A 15,112-nucleotide genomic window follows, 5' to 3' on the forward strand; every position below is an offset into this window, starting at 1 on the left:
GGAACGAGGTCTTGAAACCCGGCGCCTTCACGCTCACCTCTGGTGAAACGTGGGGAACTCTATCAATGCCTTTCGCCAATCACCGGGGCCAGCGTATCCATTACACCGTCGAGGGATCCGGGCCGCTGATCGTGCTGCAGCACGGTCTCTTGCTCGACGCCGCGAGCTGGAAACAATGCGGCGTGGTCGACGCGCTTGCCGATCGCTTTCGTGTCGTCTGCGTCGATTCGCTCGGACATGGCCTCAGCGACAAGCCGGCCGATCCGGCGCTTTATAACCAGGCGCAGCGCGCCGGCGACATCGTTGCCGTGATCGACGATCTCGGCGACGAGCGCGCCCATGTGGTGGGACACTCGATGGGCGGCTGGGTCGCGGTCGGCGTCGCCCGATTTTTCCCGGCACGGCTGGCGTCGCTGGCGATCGGTGGCTGGGACTTTCTCACCGGACTGCCGCGCGGCAATGCCGGCCCGCTGACCTATGGCGCCTTCATCACCTTTGCCCGCCGCACCGTGCCGGAACTCGCCGAATGGGTGACGCCGGATATCGAAGGCGGCGTGCGCGCCTGCTTCAATGCGCTCGGCCAGGTCGATGGCGCAAAGGACGCGGTGCTGTCCTCGCGCGTGCCGGTGCTGCTGTGGAACGGACAGGACGACGGACCGCATGCGCCGATGCAGCGCTTCGCCGCGGAGAACGGCCTCGATGCGATGTCGGTGCCCGGCGATCACCTCGGCGCGCTGTTTCAGCACGGCGCCGCGATCGGCCGGGGCATCGGTTCGTTCGTCGGGCGAGGTTAGACCGGCATCCCTGCGAGCAGCTTGTCGAGCGTGATCGGATAGTCGCGCACGCGAACGCCGGTCGCGTTGTAGACCGCATTGGCGACTGCGGCGGCGACGCCGCAAATGCCGAGTTCGGCGACGCCCTTGGCCTTCATCGGCGACGAGATCGGGTCGGTCTCGTCGAGGAAGATCATCTCCTGATGCGGGATGTCGGCATGGACCGGCACCTCATAGGCAGCAAGGTCGTGATTGATGAACAGGCCGTGCCGCTTGTCGACGACCAGATCCTCCATCAGCGCCGCGCCGACACCCATGGTCATCGCGCCGATCACCTGGCTGCGCGCCGCCTTGGGGTTGAGGATGCGGCCGGCCGCGCAGACCGCAAGCATCCGCCGCACCCGGATTTCAGCGGTGTCGGCGTCGACGCCGACCTCGACGAAATGCGCGCCGAAGGTCGACTGCTGGTAGGTTTTCGCGAGATCGCCATACTCGATGGCATCCTCCGCCACGAGGTCGCCGCCGCCGGCGGCCTGCGCCAGCGGCACGCTGCGATTACCGGAGCGGACCACGCCGTCGGCAAACACCGCCTCCGCGGAATTGAAGCCGAGCTTCTGCGCAATGGTCTCGCGCAGCTTGGTGCAGGCGGCATAGACGCCGGCGGTGGAATTGTTGCCGCCCCACTGCCCGCCCGAGCCGCAGGACACCGGAAAGTCGGAATCGCCGAGCCGCACCGCGACCTTGTCCAGCGGCACGCCCATCATCTCGGCGGCGGTCTGCGCGATGATGGTGTAGGAGCCGGTGCCGATGTCCGTCATGTCGGTCTCGACGGTCACGATGCCCTGCTGGTCGAGACGAACGCGTGCCGCCGATTTGGCCACGAGATTGTTGCGGAAGGCCGCGGCGACGCCCATTCCGACCAGCCAGCGTCCGTCGCGGACCGCGCCGGGTTTCGGGTTGCGCTTGTCCCAGCCGAACCGCGCCGCGCCATCGCTCAAGCACTGCACCAATTGCCGTTGCGAGAAGTGCCGCTCCGGATGCTCGGGGTCGACCTGGGTGTCGTTGCTGATGCGCAGCACGACCGGGTCGATGCCGAGCTTGTCGGCGAACTCGTCGATCGCGATCTCGAGCGCCATCATGCCGGAGGCTTCTCCGGGCGCGCGCATCGCATTGCCCTCCGGCAGATCGAGCGCCGCAAGCCGCGTCGCCGTCATCCGGCTGGCGCCGGCATAAAGCAGCCGCGTCTGACTCACCGCCATCTCGGGCTCGCCGTCCTTGACGTTGCCGGACCAGCTTTCGTGGCCGATCGCGGTGATCTTGCCGTCGCGCTCGGCGCCGATGCGGATGCGCTGGATCGTCGCCGGACGGTGCGTCGTGTTGTTGAACATCAGCGGACGTTGCAGCGCGACCTTGACCGGCCGGCCGGCCGCGCGGGCGCCGAGCGCGGCGAGCAGCACCTCGGCGCGCAGGAACAGCTTGCCGCCGAAGCCGCCGCCGATATAGGGCGACACCAGGCGGACATTCTCCTTGGGGATACCAAGCGTCTTCGCCATGTCCTCAGCGCCCCAGGCGATCATCTGGTTGGAGGTCCAGACCGTGAGCTTGTCGCCGTCCCAGGCCGCGATCGAAGCATGCGGCTCCATCATCGCGTGGCCTTGATCAGGCGTCGTGTAGGTGGCATCGAGCTGCACGGGTGCACCAGCGAGGGCGGAGGCGAAATCGCCGACGGCGGTATCGGCCGGGCCGCCGAATGACGGGTGCGGCGTGATGCCCTTGTCCCGCTCCGCGGCGAGATCGAACTTGCCGTCGCCCTTGACGTAGTCGATCCGGACCAACTGCGCCGCGGCCCGCGCCTGCTCGAAGGTCCCGGCGACGACGATGGCGACGGCCTGGTGATAATGCGCGATCTCGGGCCCGCCGAGCAGCGGTGCCGCATTGCGCTCGCCCTTGCCGAGCTTGCCGGCATTGCCCGATGTGACGATGGCGAGCACACCCGGTGCAGCCTTCGCCGCCTCGAGATCGATCGAACCGATCCGCCCCTTGCCGATCGCCGAACCGACCACGTAGCCATAGGCCTGGTTGGCCGCGACGTCGTGCCGCTCATAGGCGTAAGGCGCGGTGCCGGTGGTCTTGAGCGGCCCCTCGATCCGGCTGGTCGGGTGGCCGATCACCTTGAGTTGGTCGATCGGATTGAAGGTGGCGGGATGTTCAAAACGCATGATGTCAGGCCCTCATCTTAAGCCTTGGATCTCAAGCCCTGGCCTCGCGCAGCACCGCCGCCAGCGTTCGCTCGGCGAGCGGCAGCTTGTACGCATTGTCCTTGGTCGGCTTCGCATCGGCGAACAGGCGCGCGGTGACGGCCTTGGCGCCGTCGGGCAATTTCGCCTCCGCCGCCTCGACGCGCCACGGCTTGTGCGCCACGCCGCCGAGCGCAACGCGGCCGGTGCCGTCGCGCTGCACGATCGCGGCAACCGAGACCAGTGCGAAGGCATAAGAGGCGCGGTCGCGCACCTTGCGATAGGCCTGCGCGCCGCCGACCGGTTTCGGCAGCACCACCGCGGTGATCAGTTCGCCCGGCTCCAGGCTGGTTTCGATCTCCGGGCTGTCGCCGGGCAGACGATGCAGCTCGGCGATCGGAATGCTGCGCGTGGTGCCGTCGGGCCGCACGGTCTCGACGACGGCGTCGAGCGCGCGCATCGCCACGGCCATGTCGCTCGGATGGGTCGCGATGCAGGCGTCGCTCACACCGACCACCGCATGCTGGCGGCTGAAGCCGCCGATCGCGGCGCAGCCGCTGCCGGGCTTGCGCTTGTTGCAGGGCAGATTGGTGTCGTAAAAATAGGGACAGCGCGTCCGCTGCAGCAGATTGCCCGCGGTCGTCGCCTTGTTGCGCAACTGGCCGGAAGCGCCGGCGAGCAGCGCGCGCGACAGCACGCCATAGTCGCGCCGCACGCGGATATCGGCGGCGAGATCGGTGTTGCGCACCAGCGCGCCGATCCGCAAGCCGCCGTCCGCAGTCTCCTCGATGCGGTCGAGCGCCAGGTCGTTGACGTCGATCAGGTGCGCCGGCGTCTCGATCTCGAGCTTCATCAGGTCGAGCAGATTGGTGCCGCCGGCGATGAATTTGGCGTTCGCGGTGCCGGCGGCGGCTGCGGCCGCCGCGCCCGGCGAGGCGGCGCGCTCATAGCTGAATGATCTCATGCGCTCCTCCCGGCGACCTCGCTGATCGCCTCGGCGATGTTGGAATAGGCGCCGCAGCGGCAGATGTTGCCGCTCATGCGCTCACGGAGCTCGGCATTGGTCAGTCGCAGCGGCGCATTCAGATCCGCCGTGACATGGCTCGGGATGCCGGCCTTGACCTCGGCAAGCACGGCGACAGCCGAGCAGATCTGGCCCGGCGTGCAATAGCCGCATTGATAGCCGTCATGCTCGATGAATGCCGCCTGCAGCGGATGCAGCCCGTCCGGCGTGCCGAGCCCCTCGATCGTCGTGATCTCGTCGCCCTGATGCATCACGGCGAGCGTCAGGCAGGAATTGATCCGCCGGCCGTCGACGATCACCGTGCAGGCGCCGCATTGGCCGTGGTCGCAGCCCTTCTTGGTGCCGGTCAGATGCAGGTGCTCGCGCAGGGCATCGAGCAGCGTGGTCCTGGTGTCGAGCTCGAGTTGGTGGGTTTCGCCGTTCACGTCAAAGGATACTCTCGTCATCACGGGCGCTCCGGTCGGGGCAGATTGGGCGGCCGCAGGCGGGGGCGTCGCAATCGACGACGCCGCAAGCGAGGCGGCTCCAACAATCAACAGATGGCGCCGCGATAGTTCCAAACGTCCGGAGATCTGCATGCCGCCGCTCTCCTCAAGTCAGCCGGACACGGAACCACGACAACGACGTGTCGGGGTCTGCTCGGCCTGTCAGCAAAGGGGGAATGCCGCGAACAGCGGAATGTTTCTCGCGGGGAAGTTAAACTCGTCGCGAGCGTCACGGGCGCGGCAGGCAGGCAGCATCGCCGTGCGCGTCCGGCCTACGACCAACGTCCCCTGCCCGGTATCGCAAGCTCCGGTTATCTGCATTGCGCCGTTCTCATGCTCGCCCACGGGGAAAAGCGGCCCGGAACACGCTGGAGCTCTTGGGGCTTGCACCGGATCATGTAGGATGGCGGCACGACCTCCGCCGGCGACGTTGCCGGCCGACCCTGGGACCGCTCGATGACCGCGCATGTCATAGTGACCGACGAAGCCGCCACGCGCGTGATCCGGCTGCGCAGGCCCGAGAAGAAGAACGCGATTACCCAGGAGATGTTTCGCGCGATCAGCGACGCGATCGACAAGGCGCAGAACAATCCGAAGATCCGCTGCCTGATCATCACCGGCGGCTCCGGCGTGTTTACCGCGGGCAACGACATCGAGGACCTGCTCGCGCAGGGCACCTCGACCGGCGAGACCCCGCCGGCCTCCGACCTCGTCAAGTTCCTGTATTCGCTTGCCCACAATGTGAAGCCGATCATCGCCGCCGTCGACGGCGTCGCGATGGGCATCGGCACCACCATGCTGTTTCACTGTGACTATGTGCTCGCCAGCAAGACCGCACTGTTCTCGACGCCGTTCTCCAATTTCGGCCTGGTGCCGGAAGGCGCCTCGAGCCTGTTGATGCCGCGCATGATGGGCCACCAGCGTGCCTTCGCGATGCTGGTGATGGGCCGCACCATGTCGGCCGACGACGCCCGCGTCGCCGGCTTCGTCAATACCGTGGTGGCGCCGGGACATGCCGAGGTGGAGGCGCACAAGGTGGCGCGCGAGATCTGCGCGCTGCCGGCCGAGGCGGTGGCGATCTCGCGGCGCCTGATCCGGTTGCCGCCGGAGGACGTCACCCGCCGCATCGAGCAGGAGAACCATCTGTTCAGCGAACGGATGCGCTCCGAGGAAGCAGTCGAGGCGTTCAAGGCATTCATGGCTCGCCCGAAGGATTGAAACGAAGCGTCGCAAAATTGTAGTGGCGCGGCGCCATGATCCCGTGCTCCATGGACAGGTCATGAGACAGCCCCGCCTTTCCCCTCTCGCCGCGCTCTGCGCGTTCGGACTGGCCGCAGCAAGCCCCTGCCCGGCACAGGCCGCGGAGCCGGTGAGCCTGCGCATTCTCGCGATCAACGATTTCCACGGCTATCTGCGGCCGCCACCGGGCGGCATCCGCATCACCGACCCCGCTCACGCGACCAGGAAGATCATGGAGCCCGCCGGCGGCGCCGAGCGGATGGCCACCATCGTCAAGCAGCTGCGCGAGGGCCACAAGAACAACATCTTCGTTGCGGCCGGCGACCTGATCGGCGCAAGCCCGTTCTTGTCGGCGATGTTTCACGACGAGCCGACCATCGAGTCGCTCTCGCTGATGGGGCTTGCGATCTCCTCGGTCGGCAATCACGAATTCGACGAGGGCAAGGACGAGCTGCTGCGGATGCAGAATGGCGGCTGCCATCCGATCGACAAATGCCAGGGGCCACACCCGTTCACAGGAGCCAAATTCCGCTATCTCGCCGCCTCCACGATCGACAAGGCGACCGGCAAGACGGTGTTTCCGCCCTACGAGATCAAGCAATTCGACGGCATTGCAGTGGCCTTCATCGGGCTGACGCTGAAGAACACCCCGAACCTGGTGTCGCCGGCCGGCGTCGCGAGCCTCGACTTTCGCGACGAGGCCGAGACCGTCAATGCGCTGGTCCCCGAGCTGAAGGCGAAGGGCGTCGAGGCGATCGTGGTGCTGATCCACGAAGGCGGCTTTCCGACCGGCGACTATAATGAATGTCCAGGGATCTCCGGGCCGATCGTCGACATCGTCAAGAAGTTCGATCGCGCGGTCGACGTCGTGGTCTCCGGCCACACCCACCAGGCCTATGTCTGCGAGATCGACGGACGGCTCGTCACCTCAGGCGACAAATACGGCACCCTGGTCACCGCGATCGATCTTCAGCTCGATCCGAACAGCCATGACGTGATCAGCGCCAGCGCCGCCAACACCATCGTGCGGATCGCCGGCACGGCCAAGGATCCCGAGCAGAGCGCGCTGCTGGAATCCTACGACCGGCTGGCCGCGCCGATCGCGAGCCGCGCGGCAGGCTCGGTCACCGAAACGCTGTCGCGTACGCCTGCCGAAACTGGCGAGAGCCCGCTCGGCGACATCGTCGCCGATGCACAGCTGCTTGCAACCAGCGCCGAGCCGAATGGCGGCGCGGTGATCGCCTTCACCAATCCCGGCGGCGTGCGCACCGACATCGTCAAGCGCGAGGACGGCGCGGTGACCTATGCCGATATCTTCGCAAGCCAGCCGTTCCGCAACCAGCTCGTGACGATGACGCTGACCGGCAAGCAGCTCAAGGACGCGCTGGAGCAGCAATGGGCCGATCCGAAGCGGCCGCGCGCCCTCCAGGTCTCGAAGGGGTTCTCCTATGCGTGGGATGCGAGCAAGCCCGATGGCGCGCGCATCATCGCCGCACGGATGTCGCTGGACGGCAAGCCGATCGACCCGGCCGCGAGCTACCGCGTCACCGTGAACAATTATCTCGCCGAGGGCGGCGACGGCTTCACCGTGTTCAAGCAAGGAACCGCGCAGCAGTTCGGCATCTACGACGTCGATGCGCTCTATGCCTACTTCAAGGCCAACAGCCCGGTAGGCCCGACGGCAGGCAAGCGGATCGAGCGGATCAATTGAGCGAGGTCCAGGGGTGACGTACGCAGCCCCTCACCTCATTGCGAACGGAGCGAACCAATCCATTGTCTCCGAGCATGCGGCATGGATTGCTTCGCTCCGCTCGCGGTGACGCGGAAAACGCCCAGGCTTTGGAAGGACGGGAACAGGGATGATGTCGGCCCTTTCCGGAACGCCGCTAACGGCCTAGATTAGGGCCTACTCTTGCATGATCTTGGTCGGAAAACCGCTGCGCACTTTTCCGGATCATGCGTCCTCGCACGCGCATCGATTGCGCCGGGAATTTGCATGACACTGCTTCTGACGCATTCCGCCTGTCTCGACCACCTGACCCCTCCCGGACATCCCGAACGCCCCGACCGGCTGCGGGCGGTCGCCGAGGTGCTCGGCGAGGATCGTTTCAAGGCGCTGGTGCGCGATTCCGCGCCGGAAGGCGACCTCGACACCGTGCTGCTCTGTCACGGCGAGCACTATGTCAGCGAACTCCGCCACATCGCGCCGACCTCGGGCATGATCTATATCGACGGCGACACCTCGATGTCGCCAGGCACCTGGGAAGCGGTGATGCGCGGCGTCGGCGGCGCGGTGGCCGCCACCGATGCGGTGATGGAGGGCAAGCATCAAAACGCGTTCGTCGCGGTGCGCCCGCCCGGGCACCACGCCGAGAAATCGACGCCGATGGGCTTCTGCTTCTTCGACAATGCCGCGATCGCCGCCCGCCACGCGCAGCGCAAATACGGCATCAAGCGCGCCGCGATCATCGATTTCGACGTCCATCACGGCAACGGTACGCAGGATATCTTCTGGGCCGACCCGACCGTGATGTATTGCTCGACGCACCAGATGCCGCTGTTCCCCGGCACTGGGGCCGCCGGCGAGCGTGGCGAGCACGACACTGTCGTCAACGCGCCGCTGGCGCCCGGCGACGGCGGCGCCAAGTTCCGCTCCGCTTTCGAGAATCTGATCCTGCCGCAGCTGGAGAAGTTCTCCCCCGAACTCGTCGTCATCTCGGCGGGCTTCGACGCGCATCACCGCGATCCCTTGGCCTCGATCAACCTGACGGGCGAGGATTTCGGCTGGGTCACGCGCAAGCTGATGGATCTCGCCGACAAGAGCGCCGGCGGCCGCGTCGTCTCCGTCCTGGAAGGCGGCTACGACCTGCAGGGCCTGAAAGAGTCGGTGGCATCTCACGTCACCGCATTGATGGACGGGTAAATCCCCGCCACAATACGTCCGCAAAAATTCGATTGATTCTGCGCCGGGGCGAGCATGGCCTGCGACAGGTCATGTTTGGACGACAAGATCAGGTTGCGATCTGATCCACGCAATCGGGAACGCAAGAATGGCCGAGAATACCCAAGCCGACGTGAAGAAGCTCTCCTTTGAACGCGCGATCGAGGAACTCGAATCGATCGTCAAGCGGCTCGAGGACGGCAAGGTCCCGCTTGAGGAATCGGTCGCGATCTACGAGCGCGGCGAGGCGCTGAAGCGGCGCTGCGAGGAATTGCTGCGCCAGGCCGAAGCCCGCGTCGACAAGATCACCACCGACGCCTCGGGCCAGCCGACCGGCACCGAACCACTCGACGTGCAGTAGCGCCACCGACCACCTCGATCGTGCGGCGCGATGTCCGCCACGGCGGGCAATTGTTGCTGTGCATTTCCAGCCACCCGTAAACCCCCGGGGCTACCCGCGGGGGTCGGGTACGGCTGCGAATCAGGCCGAGCCGCCCCGGCCGGCTGCCGTCAAATTAGGCGAATTGGAACCCGGCTCCCACCCAGGCATTGAAAAGATTAGGTTTTTTAGCGCGCCGCATAGGAACCCTGCGCCCCCTATCGGGTTGGCTTTGGCTGCGGCTTTGGTGTAATGCTTCCAGTTCTATGGGCATTTGAGAGTGGCGGGCAGCCCGACTTTTCGGGCGGCATGCATCTCAAATGGTTCGACAAAACTGAACCGGGACGGGTGAAGCGCGACCAAGGTGATGCATATCACGTGGTCCAATCCGGAGTGAATCTAGGCTTACAACCAGGCACCGGCCTGCCGGGGCGGCACCGAGTGTCTGGCATTCGCTGCGCGGTGTGCGCGCCATCCCATCTCGCGTCGGGCGGTTCGTTCCGACAGGCAAAAATTGGAAATTCGCTGTGACCACATTTAGTAAGACGCCGCTTCTTGACACTATTCACACGCCGGATGACCTGCGCAAGCTGAAGGTCGAGCAGGTGCAGCAGGTTGCCGACGAGTTGCGCCAGGAAACCATCGACGCGGTGTCGGTGACCGGCGGCCATTTCGGCGCCGGCCTCGGCGTGGTCGAACTGACCACCGCCATCCACTACATCTTCGACACCCCGCGCGACCGCCTGATCTGGGACGTCGGCCACCAGGCCTACCCGCACAAGATCCTGACCGGACGCCGCGACCGCATCCGCACGCTACGCACCGGCGGCGGCCTCTCCGGCTTCACCAAGCGCACCGAAAGCGACTACGATCCGTTCGGCGCCGCGCACTCCTCGACCTCGATCTCGGCCGGCCTCGGCATGGCCGTGGCGCGCGATCTCTCCGGCGGCAAGAACAACGTTATCGCCGTGATCGGTGACGGCGCGATGTCGGCGGGCATGGCCTATGAGGCGATGAACAACGCCGGCGCGATGAACTCGCGCCTGATCGTGATCCTCAACGACAATGACATGTCGATCGCGCCGCCGGTCGGCGCGATGAGCGCCTATCTGTCGCGTCTCTACTCCGGCAAGACCTACCGCTCGCTGCGCGAGGCCGCCAAGCAGATCAACAAGCGGCTGCCGAAGATCCTCGCCAACCGCGCCAACCGCGTCGAGGAATATTCCCGCGGCTTCATGATGGACGGCGGCACGCTGTTCGAGGAGCTCGGCTTCTACTATGTCGGCCCGATCGACGGTCACAATCTCGATCATCTGCTGCCGGTGCTGAAGAACGTCCGCGACATGGAGACCGGCCCGATCCTGGTTCACGTCGTGACCCAGAAGGGCAAGGGCTACGGCCCGGCCGAAGCCTCCGCCGACAAGTACCACGCCGTGGTCAAGTTCGACGTCGCGACCGGCACCCAGGCCAAGGCCAAGCCGAATGCGCCAGCCTACCAGAACGTGTTCGGCCAGAGCCTCGTCAAGGAAGCCGAGAAGGACGACAAGATCGTCGCCATCACCGCGGCGATGCCGTCGGGCACCGGAGTCGATATTTTCAACAAGGCGTTCCCGGACCGCACCTTCGACGTCGGCATTGCCGAACAGCACGCGGTGACCTTCGCCGCCGGCCTCGCCACCGAAGGCTACAAGCCGTTCTGCGCGATCTACTCGACCTTCCTGCAGCGCGGCTATGACCAGGTGGTCCATGACGTCGCGATCCAGAGCCTTCCGGTCCGCTTCGCGATCGACCGTGCCGGCCTGGTCGGCGCCGACGGCGCGACGCACGCGGGTTCGTTCGACAATGCGTATCTCGGCTGTCTGCCGAACATGGTGATCATGGCCGCCGCCGACGAGGCGGAACTGGTCCACATGGTGGCGACGCAGGTTGCGATCAACGATCGTCCAAGCGCGCTGCGCTATCCGCGCGGCGAAGGCCGCGGCATCGAGATGCCGGAAGTCGGCGTTGCCCTGGAAGTCGGCAAGGGCCGCATCATCCGCGAGGGCAAGAAGGTCGCGCTGCTGTCGTTCGGCACCCGTCTCGCCGAGTGCGAGAAGGCGGCCGACGAGCTCGCGGCGCACGGCCTCTCCGCCACGATCGCCGACGCGCGCTTCATGAAGCCGCTCGACGAAGAAATGATCATGAAGCTCGCCCGCGACCATGAGATCCTGATCACGATCGAGGAAGGCTCGATCGGCGGCTTCGGCTCGCATGTCATGCAGTTCCTGTCGGACAACGCCATGCTCGACAGCGGCATGCTCAAGTTCCGCTCGATGATCCTGCCCGACGTGTTCCTCGACCACGACACGCCGGCGGCGATGTATGCCCGCGCCGGTCTCGACGCCAAGAGCATCGTTGCCAAGGTGTTCGAAACCCTCGGCAAGGACTACAAGGCCGAGACCGTCAAGCTCGCCTGATCGCTGCGGGCGGCGCTCACTGGAGCATTTTCGGTTCTGATTGAATCAATCAGAACCGAAGCTCCAGGTTCTCGCTCGAAAACGCACCAGCCCCGGCAAGTCCATGAAGATCTATCTGGCAGGTCCTGACGTGTTCCTGCCGGATGCCGTGGAGATCGGCCGCCGCAAGGCGGAGGTTTGCGCCTATCACGGGCTGACCGGGCTGTATCCGCTCGATAACAGCATCGATCCCACCGCCGCCGGCGCCTCGCTCACCATCTTCAAGAGCAACGAGGCGATGATGGAGTCTGCCGACGCCATCATCGCCAACTTGACGCCGTTTCGCGGCCCCAGTGCCGACGCAGGCACGGTTTACGAACTCGGCTACATGGCGGGACGCGACAAACTGTGTCTCGCCTATTCCAACGATCCCACGTCCTACGCCAATCGCGTGGCGCGGCTCAGTCAGGTCGTGCCGGCATCCGACGGACGCCTGATCGATGCGGAGGGGCTGACGGTGGAAGAGTTTGGATTACCGGATAATCTGATGATGATGCACGCGCTCGACCTGCACGGCAGCCCGCTGGTGACCCCGCGCGAGCCGTCGGCCGACCTCTGGCACGACCTCACCTCCTTCGAGGCGTGCGTGCGGCTCGCTGCCGCGCAGCGCCGGCAGGCGGCGAAGTGACCAGAGCGGGCGACAACGACAACGACGCATCCGCCGGCAAGCGCATCGACGTGCTGCTGGTGGAACGCGGCCTGTTCGAAAGCCGGGCGCGGGCGCGCGCCGCCATCGACGCCGGCCTCGTCACCGCCGACGGCAAGCAGATCGCGAAGGCGTCCGAGATCGTCGCACCGGGCGCGGCACTCTCGGCGGAGCCGGCGCATCCCTATGTCTCGCGCGGCGGCGTCAAGCTCGCCGGCGCGCTCGAGCACTATCCGATCGACGTCGAGGGCCATGTCTGCCTCGATGTCGGCGCCTCGACCGGCGGCTTCACCGAAGTGCTGCTCGCCAACGGCGCTAGCCTCGTGTTCGCCGTCGATGTCGGCCACGGCCAGCTGCATCCCTCGCTGCAGGGGCATCCGAAGATCGTCTCCATGGAGGCAACCGACATCAGGAGTTTCGAGGGCAAGCGCCTGCCGGCGCGGCCCGACATCGTGGTGATCGACGTCAGCTTCATCTCGCTGAAGCTCGTGCTGCCGGTCGCGCTGTCGCTGGCGGCAGCCCCGATGCATCTTTTGGCACTGATCAAGCCGCAATTCGAGGCGGCGCGCAAACACTCCAAGCGCGGCGTCATCCGCAATGCGATGGTGCACCAGGAGATCTGCGACGACATCGCCGCCTTTGCCGCCTCGCAGGGCTGCACCGACATTCAGGTGTTCCCGTCCTCGATCTCGGGCGGCGACGGCAATATCGAATTCTTCCTCGGCGCGCGCCGTGGCTGAGCTTCTTACCATCGACCATGTCGGTCACCGCGGCGACGGCGTCGCGATCGAGGGATCGCAATCGATCTTTGTGCCCTATGCGCTGGCCGGCGAAATGGTCGAGGTCGACGACGTCCCGGGCAACCATCCCGACCGGCGGCGGCTGCTGCGGGTCGTGCAGGAAAGCCCCGAGCGCATCGTACCGTTCTGTCCGCATTTCGGGGTCTGCGGCGGCTGCGCGATCCAGCACTGGAACGATGCGCCCTACCACGCCTGGAAGCGCAACATCGTGGTCGAGACGCTGGCGCAGGCGAAGATTGCGGCGGAAGTCGCTGCGCTGATCGATGCCCATGGCGCGGGCCGTCGCCGCATCACGTTGCACGGCCGCATGGGCAGCCATGAGGTCCTCAAGGTCGGCTACGCCGCGGCAGGTTCGCACGACATCATCCCGGTCGATCGCTGCCCGATCCTCGATCCTGCGCTCGACGGCGCGCTCGAGGCGGCCTGGGCCACAGCCGAGCCGCTGATCGCGACCGGCAAGCCGCTGGACATCCAGGTGACCGCAACCGTCAACGGCCTCGACATCGACGTGCGCGGCTCCGGCGCGCTGCCAACCAGCCTGATCACCACTTTGTCGCGCGTCGCGGAGAAGCACCGGCTGGCGCGGCTGACACGCCACGGCGAGCTGGTGCTGCAGCGTGCCTCTCCCGAGATTGCGATCGGAAAGGCGAAGGTCGTGCTGCCGCCCGGCTCGTTCCTGCAGGCGACCGTCCAGGGCGAGGAGGCACTGGCCGCGCTGGTTCGCGCGCATTGCGGACGCGCCAAGCATATCGCCGACCTGTTTTGCGGCGTCGGTCCGTTCGCGCTGCGCCTCGCGGAGAAGGCGCGGATCGCGGCCTTCGACAGCGACACGGGTGCGATCACCGCGCTACAGAAGGCCGCGCAATCGACGCCGGGGCTGAAGCCGCTCAAGGCCGAGGCCCGCGACCTGTTCCGCCGTCCCCTGATGCCGCAGGAATTGCGCGACTATGACGCCGTCGTGTTCGATCCGCCGCGGCAGGGCGCGCAGGCGCAGGTCACCCAGCTGGCGACGAGCAAGGTGCCGGTGATCGTCGCGGTGTCCTGCAACGCCGCAACGTTTGCGCGCGACGCGAAGATCCTGATCGACGGCGGCTACAGGATCGCGGACGTCACGCCGGTCGATCAGTTCCGCCACACCCCCCATGTCGAGCTGGTGGCGCGGTTCGCGCGCTGACAGGACGCAGCGACTATCGCTGAGCGCGGGCAGTCTCGCTATAATCTGCGCTCCATGTCCGACGATCCGCTGCTCGCACGCATCATTCCCGTTCTCGCCGCCGTACCGGGCGTCGCCGCCATCGTGCTCGGCGGCTCGCGGGCGCGCGGCACGGCGCATGACACCTCCGACACCGATATCGGCCTCTATCATCGGGATGGCGCCGCGCCGGATATCGATCGGTTGCGCGAAGCTGTAACGGGTCTGGTCGACGATCCCGCTGTTGCGCATGTCACGCCGGTCGGCGAATGGGGACCGTGGATCGTCGGCGGTGCCTGGCTCACGATCGACGGCCGCAAGGTCGACCTGCTCTACCGCAGCATCGATCGGGTCTCCGCTGTCATCGATGCTTGCCGGAACGGCGAGATCAGCATGCACTATCAGCCCGGCCATCCGCACGACTTCTGCTCGGCGATCTGGATGGGCGAGGTCGCGCTGTGCCGTGCGCTGCACGATCCCGACGGCCTCGTCGCGGCGCTGAAGGCGAGGACCGTGCCCTACCCGCCGGCCTTGCGCGATGCGTTGGTGCGGCGCTTTCAATGGGAAGCCCAGTTCAGCATCGAGAATGCCGAGCTCGCCTTGCCGCGCGGCGACAGCACGCATATCGCCGGCTGCGCCTATCGCGCGCTGGCCTGCATCGCGCAGGTGCTGTTTGCGCTGAACGGGGCGTATCTGATCAACGAAAGGGGCGCGCTGGCACAGGCCGCGAATTTTCCGGTGACGGTTCGCGAACTGTCTGGACGTGTCGCGCAAATATGGCAAGAGATCGGCGCGGCCGAGCACGCCGCCGCGTTGCAGATGCTGCGCGCGATAGAGAGTGAGCTCCAGAAGATCTGTAGGGCGAGTTAGAACCGCAGGATGGGTAGAGCGCAGCGAAACC

The 15,112-nt window shown here is 66.2% G+C and carries 13 protein-coding genes; 10 read left to right on the plus strand and 3 right to left on the minus strand.

Annotation, left to right across the window (positions count from 1 at the left end):
* The first annotated feature begins 65 nt into the window (after positions 1–65).
* Positions 66–794 (plus strand): alpha/beta fold hydrolase, encoded by a 729-nt coding sequence (locus AKL29_RS38895; protein WP_050387823.1) that lies wholly within the window; start codon positions 66–68, stop codon positions 792–794.
* Here the strand turns inward: AKL29_RS38895 and paoC are convergent.
* The 3 genes from paoC to paoA are packed head-to-tail and all read right to left on the minus strand — an operon-like array spanning position 791 to position 4,612.
* Positions 791–2,992, minus strand: coding sequence for an aldehyde oxidoreductase molybdenum-binding subunit PaoC (paoC, locus tag AKL29_RS38900; RefSeq protein ID WP_050387824.1), 2,202 nt, complete (start codon positions 2,990–2,992; stop codon positions 791–793). The genes AKL29_RS38895 and paoC overlap by 4 nt on opposite strands.
* Positions 2,993–3,023: 31 nt before the next feature.
* On the minus strand, positions 3,024–3,974 hold the full coding sequence (locus tag AKL29_RS38905) for an FAD binding domain-containing protein (RefSeq protein ID WP_050387825.1): 951 nt from the start codon (positions 3,972–3,974) through the stop codon (positions 3,024–3,026).
* A complete protein-coding gene (gene paoA, locus AKL29_RS38910; protein WP_028334489.1) occupies positions 3,971–4,612 on the minus strand; it encodes an aldehyde dehydrogenase iron-sulfur subunit PaoA in 642 nt (213 codons plus the stop codon). Before paoA ends, AKL29_RS38905 begins: the two co-directional genes overlap by 4 nt.
* 363 nt (positions 4,613–4,975) lie before the next feature.
* On the opposite strand from paoA, the gene AKL29_RS38915 reads away from it, so the two are divergent.
* The 9 genes from AKL29_RS38915 to AKL29_RS38955 all read left to right on the plus strand — a co-directional run bounded on the left by AKL29_RS38915 (position 4,976) and on the right by AKL29_RS38955 (position 15,081).
* On the plus strand, positions 4,976–5,737 hold the full coding sequence (locus AKL29_RS38915; RefSeq protein ID WP_050387826.1) for a crotonase/enoyl-CoA hydratase family protein: 762 nt from the start codon (positions 4,976–4,978) through the stop codon (positions 5,735–5,737).
* A 61-nt stretch (positions 5,738–5,798) separates the two neighbouring features.
* A complete protein-coding gene (locus tag AKL29_RS38920; protein ID WP_050387958.1) occupies positions 5,799–7,469 on the plus strand; it encodes a bifunctional metallophosphatase/5'-nucleotidase in 1,671 nt (556 codons plus the stop codon).
* Positions 7,470–7,754: 285 nt separating this feature from the next.
* Positions 7,755–8,681 carry a histone deacetylase family protein gene (locus AKL29_RS38925; RefSeq protein ID WP_028334493.1) on the plus strand — a complete coding sequence of 309 codons (927 nt, stop codon included), beginning with the start codon at positions 7,755–7,757 and terminating at the stop codon, positions 8,679–8,681.
* Between the two features lie 127 nt (positions 8,682–8,808).
* A complete protein-coding gene (locus AKL29_RS38930) occupies positions 8,809–9,060 on the plus strand; it encodes an exodeoxyribonuclease VII small subunit (RefSeq protein WP_028334494.1) in 252 nt (83 codons plus the stop codon).
* Between the two features lie 545 nt (positions 9,061–9,605).
* Positions 9,606–11,534, plus strand: coding sequence for a 1-deoxy-D-xylulose-5-phosphate synthase (dxs, locus tag AKL29_RS38935; RefSeq protein ID WP_050387827.1), 1,929 nt, complete (start codon positions 9,606–9,608; stop codon positions 11,532–11,534).
* A 103-nt stretch (positions 11,535–11,637) separates the two neighbouring features.
* The gene (locus AKL29_RS38940) at positions 11,638–12,201 is read left to right on the plus strand and encodes a nucleoside 2-deoxyribosyltransferase (RefSeq protein WP_028334496.1); all 564 of its coding nucleotides are present in this window, start codon (positions 11,638–11,640) and stop codon (positions 12,199–12,201) included.
* Complete coding sequence (locus AKL29_RS38945; RefSeq protein ID WP_050387959.1) at positions 12,198–12,959, plus strand: TlyA family RNA methyltransferase; 762 nt, start codon at positions 12,198–12,200, stop codon at positions 12,957–12,959. The genes AKL29_RS38940 and AKL29_RS38945 overlap by 4 nt, the downstream gene beginning before the upstream one ends.
* Positions 12,952–14,193 carry a class I SAM-dependent RNA methyltransferase gene (locus tag AKL29_RS38950; protein WP_050387828.1) on the plus strand — a complete coding sequence of 414 codons (1,242 nt, stop codon included), beginning with the start codon at positions 12,952–12,954 and terminating at the stop codon, positions 14,191–14,193. Before AKL29_RS38945 ends, AKL29_RS38950 begins: the two co-directional genes overlap by 8 nt.
* A 54-nt stretch (positions 14,194–14,247) precedes the next feature.
* The gene (locus tag AKL29_RS38955) at positions 14,248–15,081 is read left to right on the plus strand and encodes a nucleotidyltransferase domain-containing protein (RefSeq protein ID WP_050387829.1); all 834 of its coding nucleotides are present in this window, start codon (positions 14,248–14,250) and stop codon (positions 15,079–15,081) included.
* Positions 15,082–15,112: the final 31 nt, after the last annotated feature.

The sequence above is a fragment of the Bradyrhizobium pachyrhizi genome (assembly GCF_001189245.1).
GTDB classification, from domain to species: Bacteria; Pseudomonadota; Alphaproteobacteria; order Rhizobiales; family Xanthobacteraceae; genus Bradyrhizobium; species Bradyrhizobium pachyrhizi.